At 72.3% G+C, this 20,032-nt stretch carries 17 protein-coding genes; 5 read left to right on the top strand and 12 right to left on the bottom strand.

The genetic code is table 11. The features are described from left to right. Positions 1-109 precede the first annotated feature (109 nt). Genes AC0IW9_RS11695 through AC0IW9_RS11705 form a run of 3 tightly spaced genes read left to right on the top strand, consistent with a single transcriptional unit; the run spans position 110 to position 3,048 of the window. Positions 110-1,228, top strand: coding sequence for a glycosyltransferase (locus tag AC0IW9_RS11695; RefSeq protein WP_471648421.1), 1,119 nt, complete (start codon positions 110-112; stop codon positions 1,226-1,228). Then, positions 1,225-2,379, top strand: coding sequence for a glycosyltransferase (locus AC0IW9_RS11700; RefSeq protein ID WP_471648422.1), 1,155 nt, complete (start codon positions 1,225-1,227; stop codon positions 2,377-2,379). Before AC0IW9_RS11695 ends, AC0IW9_RS11700 begins: the two co-directional genes overlap by 4 nt. Positions 2,380-2,412: 33 nt before the next feature. Further along, positions 2,413-3,048, top strand: coding sequence for a sugar transferase (locus AC0IW9_RS11705; protein WP_471648423.1), 636 nt, complete (start codon positions 2,413-2,415; stop codon positions 3,046-3,048). 21 nt (positions 3,049-3,069) lie between these two features. Here the strand turns inward: AC0IW9_RS11705 and AC0IW9_RS11710 are convergent, their stop codons facing one another. The 10 genes from AC0IW9_RS11710 to AC0IW9_RS11755 form a co-directional block, all read right to left on the bottom strand. Beyond that, on the bottom strand, positions 3,070-5,607 hold the full coding sequence (locus AC0IW9_RS11710; RefSeq protein ID WP_471648424.1) for a hybrid sensor histidine kinase/response regulator: 2,538 nt from the start codon (positions 5,605-5,607) through the stop codon (positions 3,070-3,072). 135 nt (positions 5,608-5,742) lie between these two features. Further along, positions 5,743-6,444, bottom strand: a complete 702-nt coding sequence (locus tag AC0IW9_RS11715; protein ID WP_471648425.1) for an ABC transporter ATP-binding protein — start codon at positions 6,442-6,444, stop codon at positions 5,743-5,745. Next, positions 6,445-7,203 carry an ABC transporter ATP-binding protein gene (locus tag AC0IW9_RS11720; protein ID WP_471648426.1) on the bottom strand — a complete coding sequence of 253 codons (759 nt, stop codon included), beginning with the start codon at positions 7,201-7,203 and terminating at the stop codon, positions 6,445-6,447. Beyond that, positions 7,190-9,037: an ABC transporter permease gene (locus tag AC0IW9_RS11725; RefSeq protein ID WP_471648427.1), complete on the bottom strand. Its 1,848-nt coding sequence runs from the start codon at positions 9,035-9,037 to the stop codon at positions 7,190-7,192. Before AC0IW9_RS11725 ends, AC0IW9_RS11720 begins: the two co-directional genes overlap by 14 nt. Before the next feature lies 1 nt (position 9,038). Next, positions 9,039-10,256 (bottom strand): ABC transporter substrate-binding protein, encoded by a 1,218-nt coding sequence (locus AC0IW9_RS11730; RefSeq protein ID WP_471648428.1) that lies wholly within the window; start codon positions 10,254-10,256, stop codon positions 9,039-9,041. Positions 10,257-10,373: 117 nt separating this feature from the next. Further along, on the bottom strand, positions 10,374-11,516 hold the full coding sequence (locus AC0IW9_RS11735; protein WP_471648429.1) for an acyl-CoA dehydrogenase family protein: 1,143 nt from the start codon (positions 11,514-11,516) through the stop codon (positions 10,374-10,376). 5 nt (positions 11,517-11,521) lie between these two features. Further along, positions 11,522-12,724, bottom strand: a complete 1,203-nt coding sequence (locus tag AC0IW9_RS11740) for an acyl-CoA dehydrogenase family protein (RefSeq protein WP_471648430.1) — start codon at positions 12,722-12,724, stop codon at positions 11,522-11,524. A 119-nt stretch (positions 12,725-12,843) separates the two neighbouring features. Then, positions 12,844-14,910, bottom strand: coding sequence for a 3-hydroxyacyl-CoA dehydrogenase NAD-binding domain-containing protein (locus AC0IW9_RS11745; protein WP_471648431.1), 2,067 nt, complete (start codon positions 14,908-14,910; stop codon positions 12,844-12,846). A gap of 88 nt (positions 14,911-14,998) precedes the next feature. Beyond that, complete coding sequence (locus AC0IW9_RS11750; RefSeq protein WP_471648432.1) at positions 14,999-15,535, bottom strand: chromate transporter; 537 nt, start codon at positions 15,533-15,535, stop codon at positions 14,999-15,001. Next, positions 15,528-16,097 carry a chromate transporter gene (locus AC0IW9_RS11755; protein ID WP_471648433.1) on the bottom strand — a complete coding sequence of 190 codons (570 nt, stop codon included), beginning with the start codon at positions 16,095-16,097 and terminating at the stop codon, positions 15,528-15,530. The genes AC0IW9_RS11750 and AC0IW9_RS11755 overlap by 8 nt, the downstream gene beginning before the upstream one ends. Before the next feature lie 169 nt (positions 16,098-16,266). Here AC0IW9_RS11755 and AC0IW9_RS11760 point away from each other — a divergent pair, with 169 nt between their 5' ends. Then, positions 16,267-16,743: a glycine zipper domain-containing protein gene (locus tag AC0IW9_RS11760; protein WP_471648434.1), complete on the top strand. Its 477-nt coding sequence runs from the start codon at positions 16,267-16,269 to the stop codon at positions 16,741-16,743. A gap of 61 nt (positions 16,744-16,804) precedes the next feature. Continuing rightward, complete coding sequence (locus AC0IW9_RS11765) at positions 16,805-17,779, top strand: Bug family tripartite tricarboxylate transporter substrate binding protein (protein ID WP_471648435.1); 975 nt, start codon at positions 16,805-16,807, stop codon at positions 17,777-17,779. Between the two features lie 7 nt (positions 17,780-17,786). On the opposite strand, the gene AC0IW9_RS11770 is transcribed toward AC0IW9_RS11765, so the two are convergent. Further along, positions 17,787-18,956, bottom strand: coding sequence for a benzoate/H(+) symporter BenE family transporter (locus AC0IW9_RS11770; protein ID WP_471648436.1), 1,170 nt, complete (start codon positions 18,954-18,956; stop codon positions 17,787-17,789). Next, positions 18,953-20,029, bottom strand: coding sequence for a mandelate racemase/muconate lactonizing enzyme family protein (locus AC0IW9_RS11775; RefSeq protein WP_471648437.1), 1,077 nt, complete (start codon positions 20,027-20,029; stop codon positions 18,953-18,955). Before AC0IW9_RS11775 ends, AC0IW9_RS11770 begins: the two co-directional genes overlap by 4 nt. Positions 20,030-20,032 lie beyond the last annotated feature (3 nt).

Consider the following 20,032-nt stretch of genomic DNA (forward strand, 5'->3'; position numbering starts at 1 on the left):
GCCTCGCCAGATGACCCTCGCCGGCTGACCCTCGCAGGCGGCCTCGCAGGGAGCGAGCCGGGGCGGCACGCGGCGTGAAGGGCAGGGGCAGCGCAAGGAGCTGCCCCGCATGCCCCCAGGTTCGATCATCCGTGGCCCGATCATCCATGTCGTGCAGCACCTCGCGCCCGGCGGGCTGGAGGTGATGGCCCTGGAACTGGCCCGCGCCCAATCGGCCCATCCCGGCGGCGCCCTGGTGCTCAGCCTGGAAGGCGATGCGGCCTCGGCCATCGCCCATTGGCCGCGGCTGGCGGCGGAGGCCGGCCGGCTGATCTTCCTCGGCAAGCGCCCCGGGCCGGATGCGGCGCTGCCGCTGCGCCTCGCCCGGCTGTTCCGGCGGATGCGCCCGGCCTGCGTCCATACCCACCACATCGGCCCGCTGCTCTATGCCGGCCCGGCCGCCCGGCTGGCCGGCGTCCCCGCCCGGCTGCATACCGAGCACGACGCTTGGCACCTCGCCGTGCCGCGCCGCGCCCGGCTGGCCCGTGCCGCCCTGGCCCTGGCCCGGCCGTGGCTGGCCGCCGATGCGCCGGATGTCGCAATCGCGGCGCAGCGGGCGCTGGGCGGCGCCCGGCCGCGGGTGGTGCTGAACGGCGTCGATACCGCGCACTTCGCCCCGGCGGACCGGACCGCGGCCCGGCAGCGCCTCGGCCTGCCGGCCGCGGGTCCCGTCATCGGCATCGCCGCTCGGCTGGAACGGGTGAAGGGCATCGATATCGCCCTCGAGGCCCTGGCTCTGCTGACGAACACGGCGCGGCTGCCCGGCACGGCGCTGCTGGCCATCGCCGGCACCGGCGGCGAGGCCGCCGCGCTGCAGGCCCAGGCGGCGGCGCTGGGCATCGCCGGGCGGGTCCGCTTCCTCGGCCTGCTGGACGACATGGCCGGCTTCTACCCGGCGCTCGACCTGCTCTGCCTTCCCTCCCGCGCCGAGGGGCTGCCGCTGGCCCCGCTGGAGGCCCAGGCCTGCGGCGTGCCGGTGGTCGCCGCCCGGGTCGGCGGCGTCGCCTCCGCGCTCTGCCCGGACAGCGGCCGGCTGGTCCCGCCCGAGGATCCCGCCGCCTTGGCCGCCGCGCTCGCCGTCGCCCTGGCCGGCCCCGGCGCCGACCCGCGCCCCTTCGTCCTGCGCCAGGGCAGCCTCGCTGCCGCCGCCCGCGCCTATCTCGACCTCGCCTTCGGAGCCGCCGCATGAGCCTGCTGCCCGGCCTCACCCTCGCCGCCACCGCCCTCGTCGGCTGGCACCACCTCGGCTGGCCGCTGCTGCTGCGCGCCGCCGCCCGCCGCGCCCCGGCCGTGGTGCCGCCGCCGCTGCCGGACGCTGCGCTGCCCGCCATCGCCCTGGTCATGCCGGCCCATAACGAGGCCGCCCAGGTCGTCGCCAAGCTGCGCAACCTCGCCGCGCTCGACTATCCGGCGGACCGCCTGACCGTCATCCTCGCCTGCGACGGCTGCACCGACGCGACCGCCGCCATCGCCCGCGCGACGCTGGCCGAGCCCGGCTGCGCCGCGCTGCGCGCCGAGGTCCGCGACCATCCCGTCAACCGCGGCAAGGTGGCGGTGCTGAACGCCACCATCGCCGGGCTCGGCGCCCCCATCGTCGCCCTCACCGATGTCTCCGCCCTGCTGCCGGCCGATGCGCTGCGCCGGGCGGCGGCGCATTTCGCCGACCCGTGCCTCGGCGCGGTCGGCGGCACCTATCTGCTGGATGCCGCGGGCGCCGCCGGGGAGGCCGGCTACTGGGCCTATCAGCGCGCGGTGAAGCGGGGGGAGGCGGCGCTGGGCGCCCCGCTCGGGATGCACGGCGCCTTCTGGGCCTGCCGCCGCGCCGCCTTCGCCCCGCTGCCGGCCGATACCATCAACGACGACTTCATCCTGCCGATGGGCATGCTGCTGCGCGGCTGGCGCCTCGCCTACGACACCACGATCGCGGTGCGGGAGGCCGAGGGCAGCGACCGCGCCACCGATACCCGCCGCCGCCGCCGCATCGCCGCCGGCAACGCGCAGCAACTGGCGCGGCTGCTGCCGCTGCTGCATCCGCGGCATGGCGGCGTGGCGCTGGCCTTCGCTTCCGGCAAGGCGCTGCGCGTCCTCATGCCGGCGCTGCTGCTGCTGGCCTTCGGCGGCGCGCTGGCGCTGGCGCCCGGCTCGGGCGTCTTCGCGCTCCTCGCTCTCGGCGAGGCAGGCGGCATCGGCCTGGCGCTGCTCGGCCTCGGCCTCGGCGTCCGGGCGCCCCGGCTGCTCGCTGCCTGCGGCTATGCGCTCGCCGGCCATGCCGCGAGCGGCGCCGGCGTGGTCCGCCACTTGCTCTTCCCCGCCCGGCAGCCCTGGCGCCGCGCCGCCTGACCGCCATCGACGCCGTTGCAGGAGAATCCCCCGATGCCCGCCACCCTGCCGCCGCAGGTCAGCCTGCCGAAACGCGCCGCCGATATCCTCGTCGCCGGCCTCGCCCTGCTGCTCACCCTGCCGGCCTGGCCGCTCATCGCCCTGGCGATCCGGCTGGACAGCCCCGGCCCGGTCATCTTCCGCCAGCGCCGGGTCGGCCGCGCCCTGGCCGACCGGGTGGTGCTCTTCGAGATGCTGAAGTTCCGCTCCATGCGGCAGGATGCCGAGGCCGGCACCGGCGCCGTCTGGGCGACGGCCGGCGACCCCCGCGTCACCCGCGTCGGCCGCTTCCTGCGCAAGACCCGGCTGGACGAGATCCCGCAACTCATCAACGTGCTGCGCGGCGACATGTCGATCGTCGGCCCGCGGCCGGAACGCCCCGGCTTCTACGGCCGGCTGGATGCCGCGGTGCCCTTCTTCGCCGACCGCACCGCCGGGCTCCGCCCCGGCATCACCGGCCTGGCCCAGGTCCACCAGGGCTATGACGCGACCATCGAGGATGTCCGCCGCAAGGTGGCCTGGGACCATGCCTATGCGCTGCGCTGCGCCAGCCTCGCCGGCTGGATCGCCACCGACCTCGGCGTCGCCTGGCGCACCCTGGCGGTGATGGCCGGCGGGCAGGGCCGCTGACCCGGCCTAGCCGGCCAGGGTCTAGCTCGCCAGGTTGAGGGCCTTCATCAGGGTCGCCCGCTGGATCGGCTTGGGCAGGTAGTCGTCCATCCCGGCCTGCAGGCAGCGCCGCTCGAACTCGGCGCCCACCGCGGCGGTCAGGCCGATGATGCGGGTCGCCCGGTTCGGCCCCGGTGCCGCCCGCAGCCGCCGCGTCGCCTCCAGCCCGTCCAGCCTCGGCATCTGCACATCCATCAGGATGGTGTCGAAGCCCCGGGCGGCGGCGCAGGACAGCGCCTCCTCGCCGTCGCTCGCCACCTCCACCACCACCCCGGCGCGCTCCAGCATCTTGCGCAGCACGAACTGGTTCACCGGATTGTCCTCGACGATGAGGACCTGCAGCGGCGGCAGCGGCGCGGCCGCCGCCTCCGGCTCCGCCGGCGCCGCCGCCGGTCCCTCCCGCAGCCGCAGAGCATGCGCCGCCGCCTCGACCAGCCGCGCCGGCAGCGACGGCTTCAGCAGGATGGCATCGAACAATCCCCGCCGTGCCTCGAGCTGCTGGTTCCCCGCCGTCGCCAGCACCAGCCGCAGACGGGCTTCCCTATTGGCTCCCCCATGGCCCCCGCCGCTCAGCGGGCTCGCCTGCAGGGCCTCCGCCACCGCGATTCCCGGCTCCTCGCCGGCCGGCTGCTCGTCGACGATGGCGAGGTCGAAGCCGCCCTCGGCCAGCGCTGCCAGGGCCGTGGCGCGGTCCGCGGCCATCGCCGGCCGCAGCGCCAGCCGGGCCAGCTGCCCCTCCAGCGCATCCCGCACCGGCCCCGGCCGCGCGACGACCAGCACCCGCCGCCCGGCCAGCGCCACCGCCTCGGCGGCCGGCGGCGGCGGCGGCAGCGCCGTCACCGCGATCTTCACCCGGAAGACGCTGCCGCCGCCCGGCCGCGGCTCCGCCTCGATCTCCCCGCCCAGCGCGGTGGCGAGGCGGCGGGAGATGGCGAGCCCCAGCCCGGTCCCGCCGTATCGCCGGCCGATCGAGGCATCCTCCTGGGTGAAGGGCTCGAAGAGGTAGGGCAGCTTGTCCGGGTCGAAGCCGATCCCGGTATCGCTCACCGTCGCCACCAGGGTCACCGCATCCCCCTCGTGCCGGACCGCGGCCAGGGCGATGCGGACCCAGCCGGCATCGGTGAATTTTACCGCATTGCCGACCAGGTTGAACAGGATCTGGCGGAACCGCCGGGCATCGCCGCGCACCCGCGGCGGCAGCCCCGGCGTCAGCACGCAGATGATCTCGATCCCCTTCTCCAGCGCCCGGGCGGCGAACAACCCGACGATGGTGGCGACCTCGTCCTCCACCAGGAAGGCCGCCTCCTCGCGTTCGACCTCCCCCGCCTCCAGCTTGGAGAAATCCAGGATGTCGTTCAGCACCGTCATCAGATGCGCGGCGGAGCTCTGCATCGTCTCGGCATAGCGCCGCTGCAGCGGGCTCAGCCGGGTATCGAGCAGCAGGTCGGCGGTGCCGATCACCCCGTTCATCGGGGTGCGGATCTCATGGCTCATCGCCGCCATGAAGCTGTCCTTGGCCTGGGTCGCCACCCGCGCCTCGCGCTCCTTCGCCGCCAGCCGCTGGCGTTCGCGCAGCAGCAGCACCACGGAGGCGATGGTGATGACGGCGACGATGCCGCTGCTGCTCACCAGCACCAGGTCCTGCTCCTGCGCCGCCGCCTGCACCACCGCCTGCGGCTGCACCACCTCGACCACCAGCGGCACCGCCTGGGTGACGGCGAGGCTGGCGGTCACCGCCGCGCCATCCTCGTCGATCCCGCTGAAGGAGGCGGTCTCGCGCTGCGGCAGCCGGCCCTGGAACATCCAGCTCGCCTCCCGCCGCACCCCGATCCCGCCGAGGCCGCCGCCCGCCCCATTGTCGGAACGCGCCACCAGCGTGCCGTCGAAGGTGTGGAAGCGCACCTCGACGCCGAAGGCCGCGGCCGGGCGCTGGCCGATATTGGCGAGGTAGTCCGGGTTCAGCAGCGCCACCACCGCGCCCATGGGCTGCCCGCCGCCGCCACGGATGGCGCGGGCGAGGGGAATGGACCAGATCCCCGCCTCGGCGAAGGGCACATCCCCCTGGTCCAGCCAGCGCCCGGCGACCGGGCGGCCGAGCCAGGGCAGGCTGGGCCGCCCCAGCAGCGCCGCTAGGTCGAGCTGCCGCTCCACCTGGCGCCCTACCAGTTCGGTCACGCTGGCGGCGACGACCTTGCCCGCGGGATCGACCAGCATCAGGGCCCGCAGCTGCGGCATATCCGCCGCCAGGGCCAGCAGCTCCGGCGTCAGCGGCCGATCCATGCCGGCGCGGCGGCGGCTGGCGATATCCAGCATCAGCAGGTCGACGCCCTGCAGCGCGCGGGTGAGCTGGTCGCTGAGCCCGGTCGCCACCGCCTGGGTCATCCGCACCGCTTCCGCTTCCGCCTGCCGCGCGGCGCGCTGGCTGATGACGGCGAAGCTGGCGACCAGGGCGCCGATCACCAGCACCGTCAGCGACAGGTAGGGGGCGAGGACACGGAAGCTGCGGGATTGGCGGGGCAAGCCGGGTCCTTGCAAAGCTTTGGGCTTGGCTCTGGCCCGAGCTTGCGTCCTCCGCGGCCCCAAGGCACGCGTCTGCCGCAGGCAACCCGGGCCATGCCCCTCTACCGCGCTGGTTCGGGGCCCGCAACAACTCCGCTAGACGGACAGGTACTGCTCCCGCACCGCCGCCGCCGCCATCAGCGCGGGAATGGTCCCGCTCCAGCGGATCCGCCCCTTCTCGATGATGGTCGCCCGGTCGCTGACCAACTGGGCGAAGTGCAGGTTCTGCTCCGAGAGCAGGATCGCCAGCCCCTCCGCCTTCAGCCGGCCGATCGCCTCGGCCATGCGCTCGATGATGACCGGCGCCAGGCCTTCGCTCGGCTCATCGAGCAGGACGAGTTTCGGATTGCCCATCAGGGTCCGGGCGATGGTCAGCATCTGCTGCTCGCCGCCGCTCATCCGCCCGCCCGGCCGGTCCCGCATGGCGCCGAGGCTGGGGAAGAGCGCGAAGAGCCGCTCCGGCGTCCAGGCCTGCTGCCCCGGCCCGGCCGGCCGCCGCCCGACCTCGAGGTTCTCCATCACCGTCAACTCGGTGAAGATCCGCCGTTCCTCCGGCACGTAGCCGAGGCCGAGGCGGGCGATCTCGAAGGGCTCCCGCCCGGCGATCTCGGCGCCGGCGAAGCGGACCTGCCCGCCGCTCGACGGGACGATGCCCATGATCGCCTTCATGGTGGTCGACTTGCCCGCGCCGTTGCGCCCGAGCAGCACCACGACCTCGCCCGCCGCCACCTCCAGCGCCACGCCGTCGAGGATATGCGCCCGGCCGTAATGCGCCGAGAGGCCCGAGACGCTCAGCATCTAATGCGCCCCCGTCACCGCGCCGGAGCCGAGATAGACCTCCCGCACCCGCGGGTCCGCCCGCACCGCGGCCGGCGCCCCCTCGGCGATCAGCGCGCCGCGGTCCAGCACCAGGATGCGGTCGGCATGGGCGAAGACCACGTCCATGTCATGCTCGGTGAAGAGTACCGCGATGCCGCTCTCCCGCGCGATGGCGGCGGTCAGCGCCATCAGCGCGACGCGTTCCTGCGGCGCCATCCCGGCGGTCGGCTCGTCCATCAGCAGCAGCTTCGGGTCGTTGGCGAGGGCGATGGCGAGTTCGACCCGCTTCAGGTCGCCATAGGCGAGGATGCCGCAGGGCCGCGCCGCCTGCTCGGCCATCCCGAGGCGCTCCAGCAGCGCCCGCGCCGGCGCCGCATCCATCCCCGCCACCGGCCGCCACAGCCCGCCGAGCCGCCGTCGGTGCGACAGCAGCGCCATCTGCACATTCTCCAGCACGGTCATGGAGCCGAAGGTGGCGGTGATCTGGAAGGTCCGCCCGACGCCGAGCCGCCAGACCGCCCGCGGCGCCAGCCCGGTGATCGGCCTGCCGAGCAGCCGCACCACCCCGGCATCCGGCCGCAACTGGCCGTTCAGCATGTTGAAGCAGGTGGACTTCCCGGCGCCGTTCGGGCCGATCAGCGCCAGCATCTCGCCCGGCTGCACCGCGAAGGAGACGCCCTGCACGGCCCGCACGCCACCGAAGCTTTTCGCCAGCCCCTCGACCTCAAGCGTCGCCACGCGATGCCTCCCAGCGGGCCCGGGCGGCACCGGCCAGCCCCTGCGGGAAGAACAGCACCAGGGCGACGATGACGCAGCCCAGTACCAGCCGCCAGAGATCGGTCAGCCGCACCAGCTGCTCCTGCAGCCCGGTGAAGGCCAGCGCCCCGACGATCGGCCCGCTGAGCGTCTGCACCCCGCCCAGCAGCACCATCAGCAGCGCATCGACGCTGCGCGGGATGCCCATGTAGGTCGGGAAGACGCTGCCCTTGCCGTAGGCGAACAGCCCGCCCGCCACACCGGCCGCCGCGGCCGCCAGGCCGAAGCCCAGCCAGCGGATGCGGAAGGCATCGATGCCGATCGCCTCGGCCCGCAGGCTGCTGTCCCGCTGCGCCCGCAAGGCATAGCCGAAGGGCGCATGCACCACCCGCCGCAGCAGCAGGGTGGCGCCGACGCAGAGCCCCAGCGCGAGGTAGTAATACACCAGCTTGGACGCCGCCCAGGCATCCGGCCAGACGCCCAGGATGCCGTTGTCGCCCCCCGTCACCTCCACCCACTGGAAGGCCACCGACCAGGCGATCTGCGCGAAGGCGAGCGTCAGCATCGCCGAATAGACGCCCGAGAGCCGGACGCAGAAGAAGCCGAAGACCAGCCCGAAGATGCCGGCAAGCAGCGGCGCCATCGCCAGCCCCGCCAGCATCGGCGCCCCGAGCCATTGCGCCGCCAGCGCCGCCCCATAGGCCCCCAGCCCGAAATAGGCCGCATGCCCGAAGCTCGCCATGCCGCCCGGCCCCATGATGAGGTGCAGGCTGGCGGCGAACAGCACGAAGACCGCCATCTCCGTCAGCACGCTGATCCCGTAGTCGCCGAGGAAGGGCGGCACCGCCACCGCCAGCAGCGCCGCCGCCAGCGCCGCCCATTTCAGCGCGGGCGGCGCCGGCCCGACCAATGGCTCGGCACTGCCCTGGCCGCCGCGCGCCGCCGCCTCCGGCTTGCCGAGCAGCCCATGCGGCCGCACCACCAGCACCACCGCCATCACCAGGAAGACCAGCACCAGGGTGATCTTCGGCACGATCAGGATGCCGAAGGCATGCAACTCCCCGATCAGCAGCGCCGCCAGCGCCGCGCCCGAGAGGCTGCCGAGCCCGCCGACCACCACCACCACGAAGGCCTCGGTGATGATCGAGAGGTCCATGTGCAGGTTCACGCTCTCCCGCGGCAGCTGCAGCGCGCCGCCGAGCCCCGCCAGCAGGCTGCCGAGGAAGAAGACGCTGGTGAAGAGCATCCGCTGGTTGACGCCGAGCGCGCCGACCATCTCCCGATCCTGCGTCGCCGCCCGCACCAGCGTCCCCCAGCGGGTCCGGTGGAACAGCAGCCAGAGCAGGCCGAGCACCACCGGCCCGACGCCGATCAGGAACAACTCGTAGAGCGGGAAGCGCAGCCCGAGGATCTCGGTGCTGCCGCGCAGCCCCGGCGCCCGCGGCCCCAGCAGGTCCTGCGCCCCCCAGGTCAGCAGCGCGAGGTCCTGCACGATCAGCACCACGCCGAAGGTCGCCAGCAGCTGGAACAGCTCCGGCGCGCGGTAGATGCGCCGCAGCAGCAGCACCTCGACCACCAGCCCGATCAGCCCGACCAGCACGGCGGCGCCGAGCACCCCGCCCCAGAAGCCGAGATGCCCGCGCGGCAGGGTGGTCACCAGGGTCCAGGCGAGATAGGCGCCCAGCATGTAGAGCGAGCCATGGGCGAAGTTGACGACGCGGCTGACCCCGAAGATCACGGTCAGCCCGGAGGCCACGAGGAAGAGCGAGGAGGCGCTCGCCAGGCCGCTGAGGGCCTGGAGGACCAGGTTCTCCAAGTCAGGCCTGGGGCCGCAGCGTCCGCACCACCTCATCCGCCGGCAGGTAATCCTTGCCGTCGGCATAACGCCACTCCGCCATGGCGCCCTTGCCGTTCTTCAGCACGGTGCGGCCGACGAAGGCGCCCATGGTGGACTGGTGGTCCAGCGCGCGGAACTCCACCGGCCCGAGCACGGACTGGAATTGCAACCCGGCCATGGCATCGACCAGCGGCTCCGTCTCCAGCGAGGGTGATTTCTTCAGCAGCGCCGCGATCGCCATCACCGTGTCGTAGCCGACCACGCTGCCGAGACGGGGATAGTCGTTCCAGCGGCGCCGATAGGCATCGCGGAAGGGGTTATGCGCCGGGGTGTCGATCTGGTCCCAGGGATAGCCGGTGACGATCCAGCCCTCCGGCGCCTCGTCGCCCAGCGGATCCAGGTATTCCGGCTCGCCGGTCAGCAGGGAGACGACGCGGCGCTTCTCGAACAGCCCGCGGGTCGATCCCTGGCGGACGAAATTGGTGAGATCCGCGCCGAAGGTGACGTTGAAGATCGCCTCCGGATTGGCCGCCGCCAACGCCTGCACCGTGGCCCCGGCATCGATCCGGCCGAGCGCCGGGAATTGCTCCGCGACGAAGGTGACGTCCGGCTTGGCCTTGAGCAACAGTTCCTTGAACCAGCGGACGGCCGACTGGCCGTATTCGTAGTTCGGCGCGACCGTCGCCCAGCGCTTGGCGGGCAGCTTGGCGGCCTCCTCCACCAGCATGGCGGATTGCATGTAGGTGCTGGCCCGCAGCCGGAAGGTGTAGCGGTTGCCGCGCGACCAGACCAGGGCATCGGTCAGCGGCTCACTCGCCACGAACAGCTTCTTGTTCTGGTTGGCGAAGTCGCCGAGCGCCAGCCCGACGTTGGACAGGAAGCCGCCCGCCAGCAGGCTCACCTTCTCCGCATTCACCAGCTCCCCGGCGAGGCGCACCGCATCCTCGGGCCGTCCGGCATCGTCGCGGAACACCGTCTCGATCGGCCGGCCGTTGATCCCGCCGGCGGCATTCACCTGTTCCTGCGCCAGGGTCCAGGCATTGCGATAGGGCTGCAGGAAGGCCGGCTGGGCGGTGTAGCTGTTGATCTCGCCGATGCGGATGGGGCCAGCCGCCTGGGCATGGCCGATGCGCGGCGCCGCCAATGCCATGCCAGCGCCCGCCAGAATATGGCGGCGCCCGATCGCCCGTTCCGTCATGCCAGCCCCCGGTGTCGCTGCAACTGCGAAGGCCGCATGGAAGCCCACCAGCCGTTATTGTGCAAACGGAATTTGCCCTGTCCCGGACGAGGCCGCGGCCTCGTCCGGAGACGGCACTCAGGCCGCGACCAGCCCGCCGGTATCGGCCAGGAAGCGGACATAATGATCGGCATCGCCGAACATGCTGTCGTTCACCGTCAGCCGCTTGAAATAGTGGCCGCAGGCATACTCGATGGTCATGGCGATGCCGCCATGCAGCTGTATGCTCTGCTGCCCGACGAAGCGCTGCGAGCGGCCGATCTGCACCTTCACCGCGGCCATGGCCTTCCGCCGCTCGGCCGGGTTGCGCTCCTCGGCCGAGATCGCCGCGAAGTAGGACATCGACCGCGCCTGCTCCAGCGCCACCAGCATATCCGCCGCGCGGTGCTGCAGCGCCTGGAAGGAGGCGATGGGACGGCCGAACTGCTGGCGCGTCTTCATGTAGTCGATGGTCATGTCATGGGCGACCTGCATGGCGCCAACCGCCTCGCCGGCGAGCGCCGCGATGGTCTCGTCCACCACCTGGTCGACCAGCGGCAGCCCGTCCTCCGGGTTGCCCAGCACCGCGGTCGCCCGCGCGCCGGAGAACTCGATCTCCGCCGCCCGCTGGCCATCCACCGTGCGGTAGCCGCGGCGCTGCACGCCGGGGTCCTTGGCATCCACCAGGAAGACGCCGACGCCCTTCCTGTCCCGCGCGCCGCCGGCGGTGCGGGCGGTGACGATCAGCGTATCCGCGCTGTCGCCATGCACCACGTAGCCCTTGCGGCCGGTGATGACGTAGCTGTCCCCGTCCTTCCTCGCCGTGGTCTGCACGTCGTACAGGTCGTAGCGGGACTGCCGCTCGACCTGGGCGAAGGCCAGCAGCAGCTCCCCGGCCGCCACCTGCGGCACCAGCTCGCCGCGCAGCTCGGCAGAGGCGCCGTTGCGGAGGAAGCCGCCGCCGATCACCACCGTGCTCAGCCAGGGCTCGAGGGTGATGGCGCGGCCGAGTTGCTCGGCGACCAGCAGGGTCTCCACCGGGCCGCCGCCGAAGCCGCCCTCATCCTCGGCAAAGGGCAGGCCCAGCAGGCCGAGCTCGGCATACTGCGCCCAGATCTCCCGGCTCCAGCCGTCGGGGGTCTTCATGTAGGCCTTGCGCTGCTCGAACCCGTACTTGTCGCCGAGCAGGCGCGCCACGCTGTCCTGGAGGAGCCGCTGCTCTTCCGTCAGGTCGAAGTCCATGTGTCTCAGAGCCCCAGGAATGCTTTGGCCATGATGTTGCGCTGGATCTCGTTCGATCCACCGTAGATGCTCTGCTTGCGCCAGTTGAAGTAGACGCCGGCGAGGCCGAGGGCCCAATCGGGGGCCACGTCCACGTCGTTGGTGGCGCCTTCCTCATCCGGGTCGCCATCGACCCAGGCATAGGGGCCGGCCGCCTTCATCAGCAGCTCGGAACACATCTGCTGGATCTCGGTGCCCTTGATCTTGAGCACGGAAGTGGCGGGGTCCGGCTTCTTGTCCTTGCGCTTGGTCTCGGTGGCGATGACGCGCATGACGGTCATCTCCAGCGCCTTCAGCTCGACCTCGATCTCCGTCACCTTGCGGCGGAAGTCCGGGTCGTTCATCAGCGGCTCGCCGCCGTCCATGCTCTCCTGGGCGATCAGCTTCAGGCGGCGGATGCGCTCACGGCTCGCACCGACCCGGGCCTGGCCGAAGCGCTCGTTGCCGAGCAGGAACTTGGCGCAGTCCCAGCCGCGGTTCTCCTGGCCGACCAGGTTCTCCAGCGGGATCTTCACGTCGTCGAAGAAGACCTCGTTGACCTCGTGCCCGCCCTCGATGGTGATGATCGGGCGGACGGTGATCCCCGGCGTCTTCATGTCGCAGAGCAGGAAGGAGATGCCCTCCTGCTTCTTCGCCGCCGGGTCGGTGCGGACCAGCAGGAAGATCCAGTCGGCGTGCTGGGCGAGGGTGGTCCAGGTCTTCTGGCCATTGACCACCCAGTGGTCGCCCTCCTTCACCGCGCGAGTCTTCAGCCCCGCGAGGTCGGAGCCGGCGCCCGGCTCGGAAAAGCCCTGGCACCACCAATCGTCGAGGTTCAGCATCCGCGGCAGGAACTTCTTCTTTTGTTCCTCGGTGCCGAATTCGATGATGACCGGGCCGCACATGTTGATGTTGAAGCCGAGCGGGGAGGGGGCCGGGGCCTGCTGCAGCTCCTCGCGGAAGATGTAGCGCTGCGCCAACGTCCAGCCGGGGCCGCCGGCCTCCTTCGGCCATTCCGGTGCGGCCCAGCCGCGGGCGTTCAGCTTCTGCTGCCACTCGACCACCTGGGCCTTGGTGGGGCTGCGGCCGGCGACCATGCGCGCCCGCGTCTCGGCGGGCAATTCGCGGGCGATGAAGTCGCGGACTTCCTGGCGGAAGGCGATCTCGGCATCGGTGAAGCGGAGGTCCATGGGGGTCTCCTGTCTGGAGAAGAAAGCACGGGAGGAAGTATCCTCCCGCACCCTCCTCTATTTTTATTAGTTAACTAAAAGAAATAGATGAGGGGCTGGGAGAATACTTTCTCCCAGCCTTACTTGCTTTTTGCGAAGCTCCCGCCTTCGGCAGCCAGCTTCTCGATCAACGCACAAGGCTCCATGTTCCGGTCGCCCGTCGCCTCGGCGTAATGCGCCAGCTTGTCGCGCACCGCCTTCAGCCCCATCCGGTCCGCCCAGAACATCGGGCCGCCGCGGAAGGCCGGCCAGCCGAAGCCGTTGCAGAAGATCACGTCGATATCGATGGCCCGGGCCGCCACGCCTTCCTCGAGGATGCGCGCCCCCTCGTTCACCATCGGCAGCAGCAGCCGCTCGAGGATCTCCTGGTCGTCGATCGTCCGCCGCCGCACCTGCATCTTCTCGGCGACGTCGAGGATGATGGCCTCGACCTCGGGCGCCGGGATCCGCTTGCGGTTCTCGTCGTAGTTGTACCAGCCCTTGCCGGTCTTCTGCCCGAAGCGGCCCTGGGCGCAGACCGCATCGGCGATCGGCGCCACCGTGCCGCGCGCCTTGCGCACCGCCATGCCGATGTCGAGCCCGGCGAGGTCGCCCGTCGCCAGCGGCCCCATGGCCATGCCGTAGCCTTCCATCACCCGGTCGATGTCGGCCGGCAGGCAGCCCTCCAGCAGCAGCTTCTCCACCTGCGGGCCGCGCTTGCCGGTCATCCGGTTGCCGACGAAGCCGTCGCAATTGCCGACCAGCACCGGCAGCTTGCCGATCCGCTTGCCGATCTCGGTCGCGGTGGCGATGGCGGGATAGCCGGTCTTGGTCCCCCGCACATTCTCCAGCAGCCGCATGACATTGGCCGGGCTGAAGAAATGCATGCCGATCACCAGCTCGGGCCGCGAGGTCGCCGAGGCGATCTCGTCGATGTCGAGCGTCGAGGTATTGGAGGCGAGCACCACGCCGGGCCGGGCCGCCTTGTCGAGCCGGGCGAAGACTTCCTTCTTCACCTGCATGTTCTCGAAGACTGCCTCGATGACGAGGTCGGCCTGGCCGACGGTGCCCTCGAAATCGGTGCTGCCGGTCAGCAGGGCCTTCCGCTTGTCCACCTCCGCCTGGGACATGCGGCCGGAGGTCACGCTGCGCTGCCAGTTCTGTGCGCAACGCTCGAGGCCCTTCTGCAGCGCCTCCTCCGTGGTCTCGACGATGGTCACCGGCAGGCCGAAATTCGCTGCCGACATGGCGATGCCGCCGCCCATGGTGCCGCCGCCGATGACCACCAGCTTGTTCACCGTCAGCGGCTTGGTCTCGGCCGGCAGGTCGGTGACGCGCTGCGCCTCGCGCTCGCCGAAGAAGATGTGCCGCAGCGCCTGGCTCTGCTCCCCGGCCACCAGCCGCTGGAATTGCTCGCGCTCGACCTGCATGCCCTGCTCGAAGGGCATGGTGAAGGCGGCCCGCACCGCCTCGACGCAGCCCTTCGGGCTTTCCTGCCCGCGGGAGCGCGCCAGCAGCGGCTTCACCGCGGCATCGAAGGCGGCCGCGTCATAGCCGGCGATCTTGTCCTGGCGGTTGCGCGCCAGGGTGAAGGACTTGCCGGCATTGGCCCGCGCCCAGTCCACCGCGGCCTTCTCCAGGTCGCCGGTCACCACGGCATCGACGAAGCCGAGCTTCACCGCCTGCTCGGCGGTCACCGGCTCGCCGCCGACGATGATCTTCAGCGCCTCGAGCCCGATCATCCGCGGCAGCCGCTGGGTGCCGCCGGCGCCGGGGACGAAGCCGCGCTTCACCTCGGGCAGGCCGACCTGGGCGCCGGAGGCCGCGACGCGGGCATGGCAGGCGAGCGCCAGCTCCAGCCCGCCGCCGAGCGCATTGCCATGGATGGCGGCCACGACCGGCACCGGGGAGGCCTCGATCGCATCGAAGACATCGGTCAGCGACGGCGCGACCCGCGGCTTGCCGAATTCGGTCATCTCGGCGCCGGCGCTGAAATTGCGTCCGTTGCCGATGATGACCACGGCCTTGGCGCCGGCGGCGGCCTTGAGCCCGGCCAGCAGCCCGGCCCGCACCTCGGTCCGCAGCGTATTGACCGGCGCATTGGCGATGCGCAGCACGAAGACATCCCCGTCCCGGGCCTGTTCGACGAATTGGGGCGCTTCGGCCATGGACGGTCCTCTTTTGGTTCGTGGTGTGAAGGGCGGCGCATCCTGTTGCCGGCCCCAACCGCTGTCAACACGACTAGATAGCTTGCTATCAGCCGATCGCCCCGGCCTGCAACAATCCCGCGTACAACACGGCGACCACCCCCATCACCAGGTAGGGACTGGCCCCCCGCCAGAGCGCCAGGGTGGAGACCAGCAGGGTCGCCACCTCCAGCCAGCCGGCCCCATCCGCGCGGATCAGCGTATAGACTCCGGCGAATATGAGACCGACCGCGATCGGCGCCAGCCCCCGCTCGATCACCCGCCGCGCCGGGCTATCCCCCCGCCGCCGCCACCAATGCCCGACCACCAGCAGCACGCAGGAGGAGGGGACATAAAGCCCCAGCGCCGCCGCCAGCGCCCCCCAGAACCCCGCCGCCTCCCAGCCGATCAGCGCCGCGATCAGCGAGCCCGGCCCCGGCGCCGCGCGGGAGATGGCGAACAGGTCGACGAACTGCGCGCTGGTCAGCCAGCCATGCACCTCGACGCCCTGCCGCTGCATCTCGGCGAAGACCGAGGGCCCGCCGCCGAGCGAGACCAGCGACAAGGGCGCAAACACCATCAGCAGCGCCAGGATGCGGTCAAACACGGGGCCGCTGCCCCCACCAGGCGAGACCGATGCTGAGCGGCGCCACCACCAGCACCACCGGGATCATCGGCAGGCGGAGCAGCCCGACCGCGACGAAGGTCCCCGCCGCCACCGCCCAGGGGCCCAGGCCCCGCAGGTGCCGCGCCGTCCGCAACCCGGTATTGGCCGAATTCGCCAAGCCGGCGGCGGCGACGCCCCCCAGCACCACCCCCATGCCGGCGAAGCCCACCCCCCAGCCGTACAGCAGCGCCAGCCCGAGGATGAACAGGAACGGCGGCCCCAGCATGCCGACGAAGGCGGCGACCGCCCCCGGCACGCCCCGCAGCTGCTGCCCGATGTAAAGCGCCAGGTTCACGCTATTCGCCCCCGGCAGCACCTGCCCCAGGGCGACACCGGCGAGGAATCCCTCCTCGCTCAGCCAGCGCCGCTTCTCCACCACCTCGCGGTGCATCCACCCCGCCAGCCCGCCGCCGAAGCTGGCCATGCCGAGGCTGGTGAAGACCCACAGGATCTCGCTGAGCGAGGCCGGGGGCGGGCCCGGGGAGGGGGGTAGCTCGGGCATCGAATCCCCTGGGTTGCCGGTCCCGCGATGCTCCGGCAATCGGCTTCGCCTGTCGATACCATGGCCTTGCTTCCGCCATCCCGCCGCCATGCCGCCACCGCATCGCCGGCGCGTGATGCGACCTTCCCCGCCGCCGCGCGTTACGGCGGCGGATCGGAGACAGTGCGGTATGACCTCGAAGTTCTGGCTGGCCGCCGTGGCGGCACTTCCGCTCGGCGGCTGCGTGGTGGCGGCGCCTGTGCCCTATTACGCCGCGCCCGCCGCCTATGCGCCCACCGCCTATGCGCCGGCCTCCAATACCGCGGTCGGCGCCGTGGGCGGCGCGGCGGCCGGCGGGCTGCTCGGCGCGGTCATCGGCCGCGGGCCGGGCGCCGTCATCGGCGGTGCCGCGGCGGGGGCGCTGGTGGGCGGCGTGCTCGGCAATTCCGCCGACCAGCGGAATGCGGAGGCGGCGCAGGGCTACTACGCCCAGCCGCAATACCAGCAGCCGCAATACCAACCCCAGTACCAGCAGCCCCAATACCAGCAACCCCAGTACCAGCCGCAGTACCAGCAGCCGGACACCCAGCAGCAGCCCTACTACCAGCCGCAGTCCTACGAACCCTATCCCGACAAGCCCTATGCGGAGCCGCAGCCGCGCTGGTAGCCACCCTTGGCGGATGCGGCCCGCCGCCGCATCATCCCGGGAAAACCTGGGGGAAACGCCAATGATGCACCGCCGCCACCTGCTGGCCGCCGCCGCCGGCCTGTCGCTGCCCGGCCTGGCCCGCGCCCAGACCGGGGACTGGCCGAACCGCCCCATCCGCCTGCTGGTTCCCTATCCCCCCGGCGGCCCCAACGACATCATCGCCCGGCTCTATGCCCAGCCCATGTCCGCCATGCTGAAGCAGCCGGTGGTGATCGAGAACCGCAGCGGCGCCGGCGGCACCATCGGCGTCGATGCCGCGGCCAAGGCGGCGCCCGATGGCCATACCCTGGTCGTCACCAGCAGCGGCCCGCTGGTCATCCTGCCGCATGTCAGTTCCAGCATGCCCTACCGGGTGCCGCAGGACTTCACCCCGCTCAGCATCCTCACCCTGGTGCCGGAGGCGCTGGTGGCGACGCCCTCGCTCGGCGTGAAGGACATGGCCGGGCTGCTCGAATACGGCCGCCGCAATCCGGGCAAGCTGAACATCGGCACCGCCGGCTCGGCCGGCATCTCCCATCTCGCGGCCGAGCTCTTCCGCAGCCAGACCGGGCTCGACGTGACGGTGGTGCCCTATCGCGGCGCGGCGCCGGCGGTGACCGACCTGCTCGGCGGCTCCATCCAGCTGCTGTTTGCCGACCTGCCGGTGATCATGCCGCATATCCGCAGCGGCGCGCTGACCGCCGTGGTCCTCGCCAGCCGCCAGCGCCACCCCGCGACCCCGGAGCTGCCGATCACCGCCGAGGTCGGCTACCCCGAGCTGCTGGCCGACAACTGGTACAGCATCCTCGGCCCCGCCAACCTCCCGGCGCCGATCCGCGACCGTCTCTCCGCCGTGCTGAAAGCCGCCAGCGAGACGCCGGAGGTGCGCGACAACCTCGCCGCCCAGGGGGCCGCCGCCAATTGGACCACCCCGGCCGCCTTCGGCGAGACCATCGCCCGCGAATCCGCCATCTGGAAACGCATCGCCGAGGCAGCCAATATCCGCACCGACTGACCGCCCGCTACCCCCGGCGGCGATGCAGCAGCAGCATCGCCCCGCCCGCCAGCAGCCCCCAGAAGGCGCCGGAGACCCCGAAGCCGCTGAGGCCGGAGGCGGTGACTAGGAAGGTCAGCAGCGCCGCCTCCCGCGTCTCCGGCGCCGCCAGCGCCGCCAGCATGGCGCTGCCGATGGGGCCGAGCAGCGCCAGCCCCGCCACCGCCTGGATCAGCACCGGCGGCGCCGCGCCGACGAAGGCGACCGCCGCCCCCGCCAGCAGCCCGAAGCCGACATAGACCAGACCGGCGACCACCGCCGCCCACCAGCGCCGCGCCGGGTCCCGCTGCGCATCCGGGTTGGCGCAGAGCGCCGCGGTGATCGCCGCAAGGTTGACCGCATGGCCGCCGAGCGGCGCCCCCAGCAGGCTGAAGGCCCCGGTCACCGTGAACAGCGGCCCCGGCGCCGGCCGGTAGCCATTCGCCCCCAGCACCGCCATGCCCGGGATGTTCTGCGAGGCCATGGTCACGATGAACAGCGGCAGGGCGATGCCGATCGCCGCCGGCAGGGTGAAGACCGGCGTGACCCAGACCGGGACCGGCCCGGCGGCGGCCAGGATGCCCTCCGGCAGGGCGACCGTCGCCAGGATCAGCCCGCCCGCCACCAGCACCGCCGCCGGCACCGCCAGCAGCCGGTTCACCCGCCCGACCAGCGCCCAGGCGAGGACGATCGCCAGCCCCATCGCCGGCGCCTCAGCCACCGCCCGCATCGGCGCCAGGCACAGCCCGAGCAGCACCCCCGCCAGCATGGCATTGGCCAGCGGCGCCGGGATCGCCGCGACGGCCCGGCCCAGCGGCTTCCACAGCCCCGCCACAACCAGCAGCAGGCCGCAGATCAGGAAGGCCCCGACCGCCACCGGAAAGCCGCCCTCCGGCATGGCGGAGGAAGCCAGCAGCGCCGCCCCCGGCGTCGACCAGGCGACGCTGATCGGCATCCGCCGCCAGACACTCAGCACGATCCCGCAGAGCCCCATGGCGATGGACAGCGCCATGAGCCCGGAGGCCGCCTGCGCCGCATCCGCCCCCATCGCCCGCAGCCCCTGCAGCACCACGGCGAAGGAGGAGGCGAAGCCGACGAAGCCCGCCAGCAGCCCGGCCGCCAGCGCCGGCCAAGACAGGCCCATCCGCGTCTCGCTCAAGCGAGCGCCACCTCATCCAGCGCCAGCCCGAGCCCCGGTCCCTGCGGCACCGCGACGTAGCCCCGGCGCGGGATCAGGGCGGGGTAGGGTGGGGCCGCGAGATCGGCGAAATAGACCTCGAGCGGCTCCTCCACCGGCGCCGCGGCCAGCAGATGCAGGCTGGCCAGCAGCCCCGGGCCGAAATAGGGGCAATGCGGCACCACCGCCACGCCATGCCGCGCCGCCAGCGCCTGCACCGCCAGCACGCCGCTGATGCCGATCTTGGTCACGCTCGGCTGCACGACATCGACGGCCCCAGCCGCCATCATGGCGCCGAGGCTGGCCGGCTCGCCCAGGCATTCCCCGGCCGAGATCCCGACGCCGCCCGCCGCCCGCACCGCGGCGATGGCCGGGAAGTCCTCCGGCGGCCAGACCGGCTCCTCCACCCAGCGGACGTTCCAGCCGGCGACCGCGCGGCAGAAGGCCACCGCCTCCGGCACCGTGTCCCAGGCGCAATTGATGTCGAGCATCAGCGGGATCTCGGCCGGCGCCGCCTCCCGCGCCGCGCGGATGCAGGCGAGGTCCACCTCGTGCAGCTTGATCCGCTCGTAGCCCCGCGCCACGGCCGTCACCACGGCGCTGCCGACCAGATCCGGGTCGCCGTAGCGCAGCAGGCTGGCATAGGCCGGCACCCGGTCCCGGTTGCCGCGGCCCAGGATCGCATGCAGCGGCAGCCCCGCCGCCTGGGCCGCGATATCCCAGAGCGCGATGTCGAGCCCGGCGAGGGCGAAGCTCATCGCCCCGTTGCGGCCGAAATTATGGAAGCGCCGGTGCAGCTTGCGCATCAGCGCGGCGATGTCCCGGGTATCCTCGCCGAGGCAGGCCGGCGCCAGCAGCCCGGTCAGCGCCTCCAGCGTGGTGCCGACCAGGGTGAAGCCGAAGCCCTCGCCCCAGCCGACCAGGCCGGCATCGGTCTCGACCCGGACCAGCAGCGTATCCATCTCCCGCAGATGCAGGTTGCCGCCCGGCCCGGACGGATTGCCATAGCTGAAGGGCGTACTCAGAATCCGGCCGGTGACGGCGGTGATGCGCATGAA

The sequence above is a fragment of the Belnapia sp. AC561 genome, assembly GCF_979252845.1.

Coding starts and splice junctions, on each gene's coding strand:
- AC0IW9_RS11775 (WP_471648437.1), bottom strand. CDS start 20,029: ATGCGCATCACCGCCGTCACCGGCCGGATTCTGAGTACGCCCTTCAGC.
- AC0IW9_RS11735 (WP_471648429.1), bottom strand. CDS start 11,516: ATGGACTTCGACCTGACGGAAGAGCAGCGGCTCCTCCAGGACAGCGTG.
- AC0IW9_RS11755 (WP_471648433.1), bottom strand. CDS start 16,097: ATGCCCGAGCTACCCCCCTCCCCGGGCCCGCCCCCGGCCTCGCTCAGC.
- AC0IW9_RS11745 (WP_471648431.1), bottom strand. CDS start 14,910: ATGGCCGAAGCGCCCCAATTCGTCGAACAGGCCCGGGACGGGGATGTC.
- AC0IW9_RS11705 (WP_471648423.1), top strand. CDS start 2,413: ATGCCCGCCACCCTGCCGCCGCAGGTCAGCCTGCCGAAACGCGCCGCC.
- AC0IW9_RS11695 (WP_471648421.1), top strand. CDS start 110: ATGCCCCCAGGTTCGATCATCCGTGGCCCGATCATCCATGTCGTGCAG.
- AC0IW9_RS11740 (WP_471648430.1), bottom strand. CDS start 12,724: ATGGACCTCCGCTTCACCGATGCCGAGATCGCCTTCCGCCAGGAAGTC.
- AC0IW9_RS11700 (WP_471648422.1), top strand. CDS start 1,225: ATGAGCCTGCTGCCCGGCCTCACCCTCGCCGCCACCGCCCTCGTCGGC.
- AC0IW9_RS11760 (WP_471648434.1), top strand. CDS start 16,267: ATGACCTCGAAGTTCTGGCTGGCCGCCGTGGCGGCACTTCCGCTCGGC.
- AC0IW9_RS11715 (WP_471648425.1), bottom strand. CDS start 6,444: ATGCTGAGCGTCTCGGGCCTCTCGGCGCATTACGGCCGGGCGCATATC.
- AC0IW9_RS11730 (WP_471648428.1), bottom strand. CDS start 10,256: ATGACGGAACGGGCGATCGGGCGCCGCCATATTCTGGCGGGCGCTGGC.
- AC0IW9_RS11765 (WP_471648435.1), top strand. CDS start 16,805: ATGATGCACCGCCGCCACCTGCTGGCCGCCGCCGCCGGCCTGTCGCTG.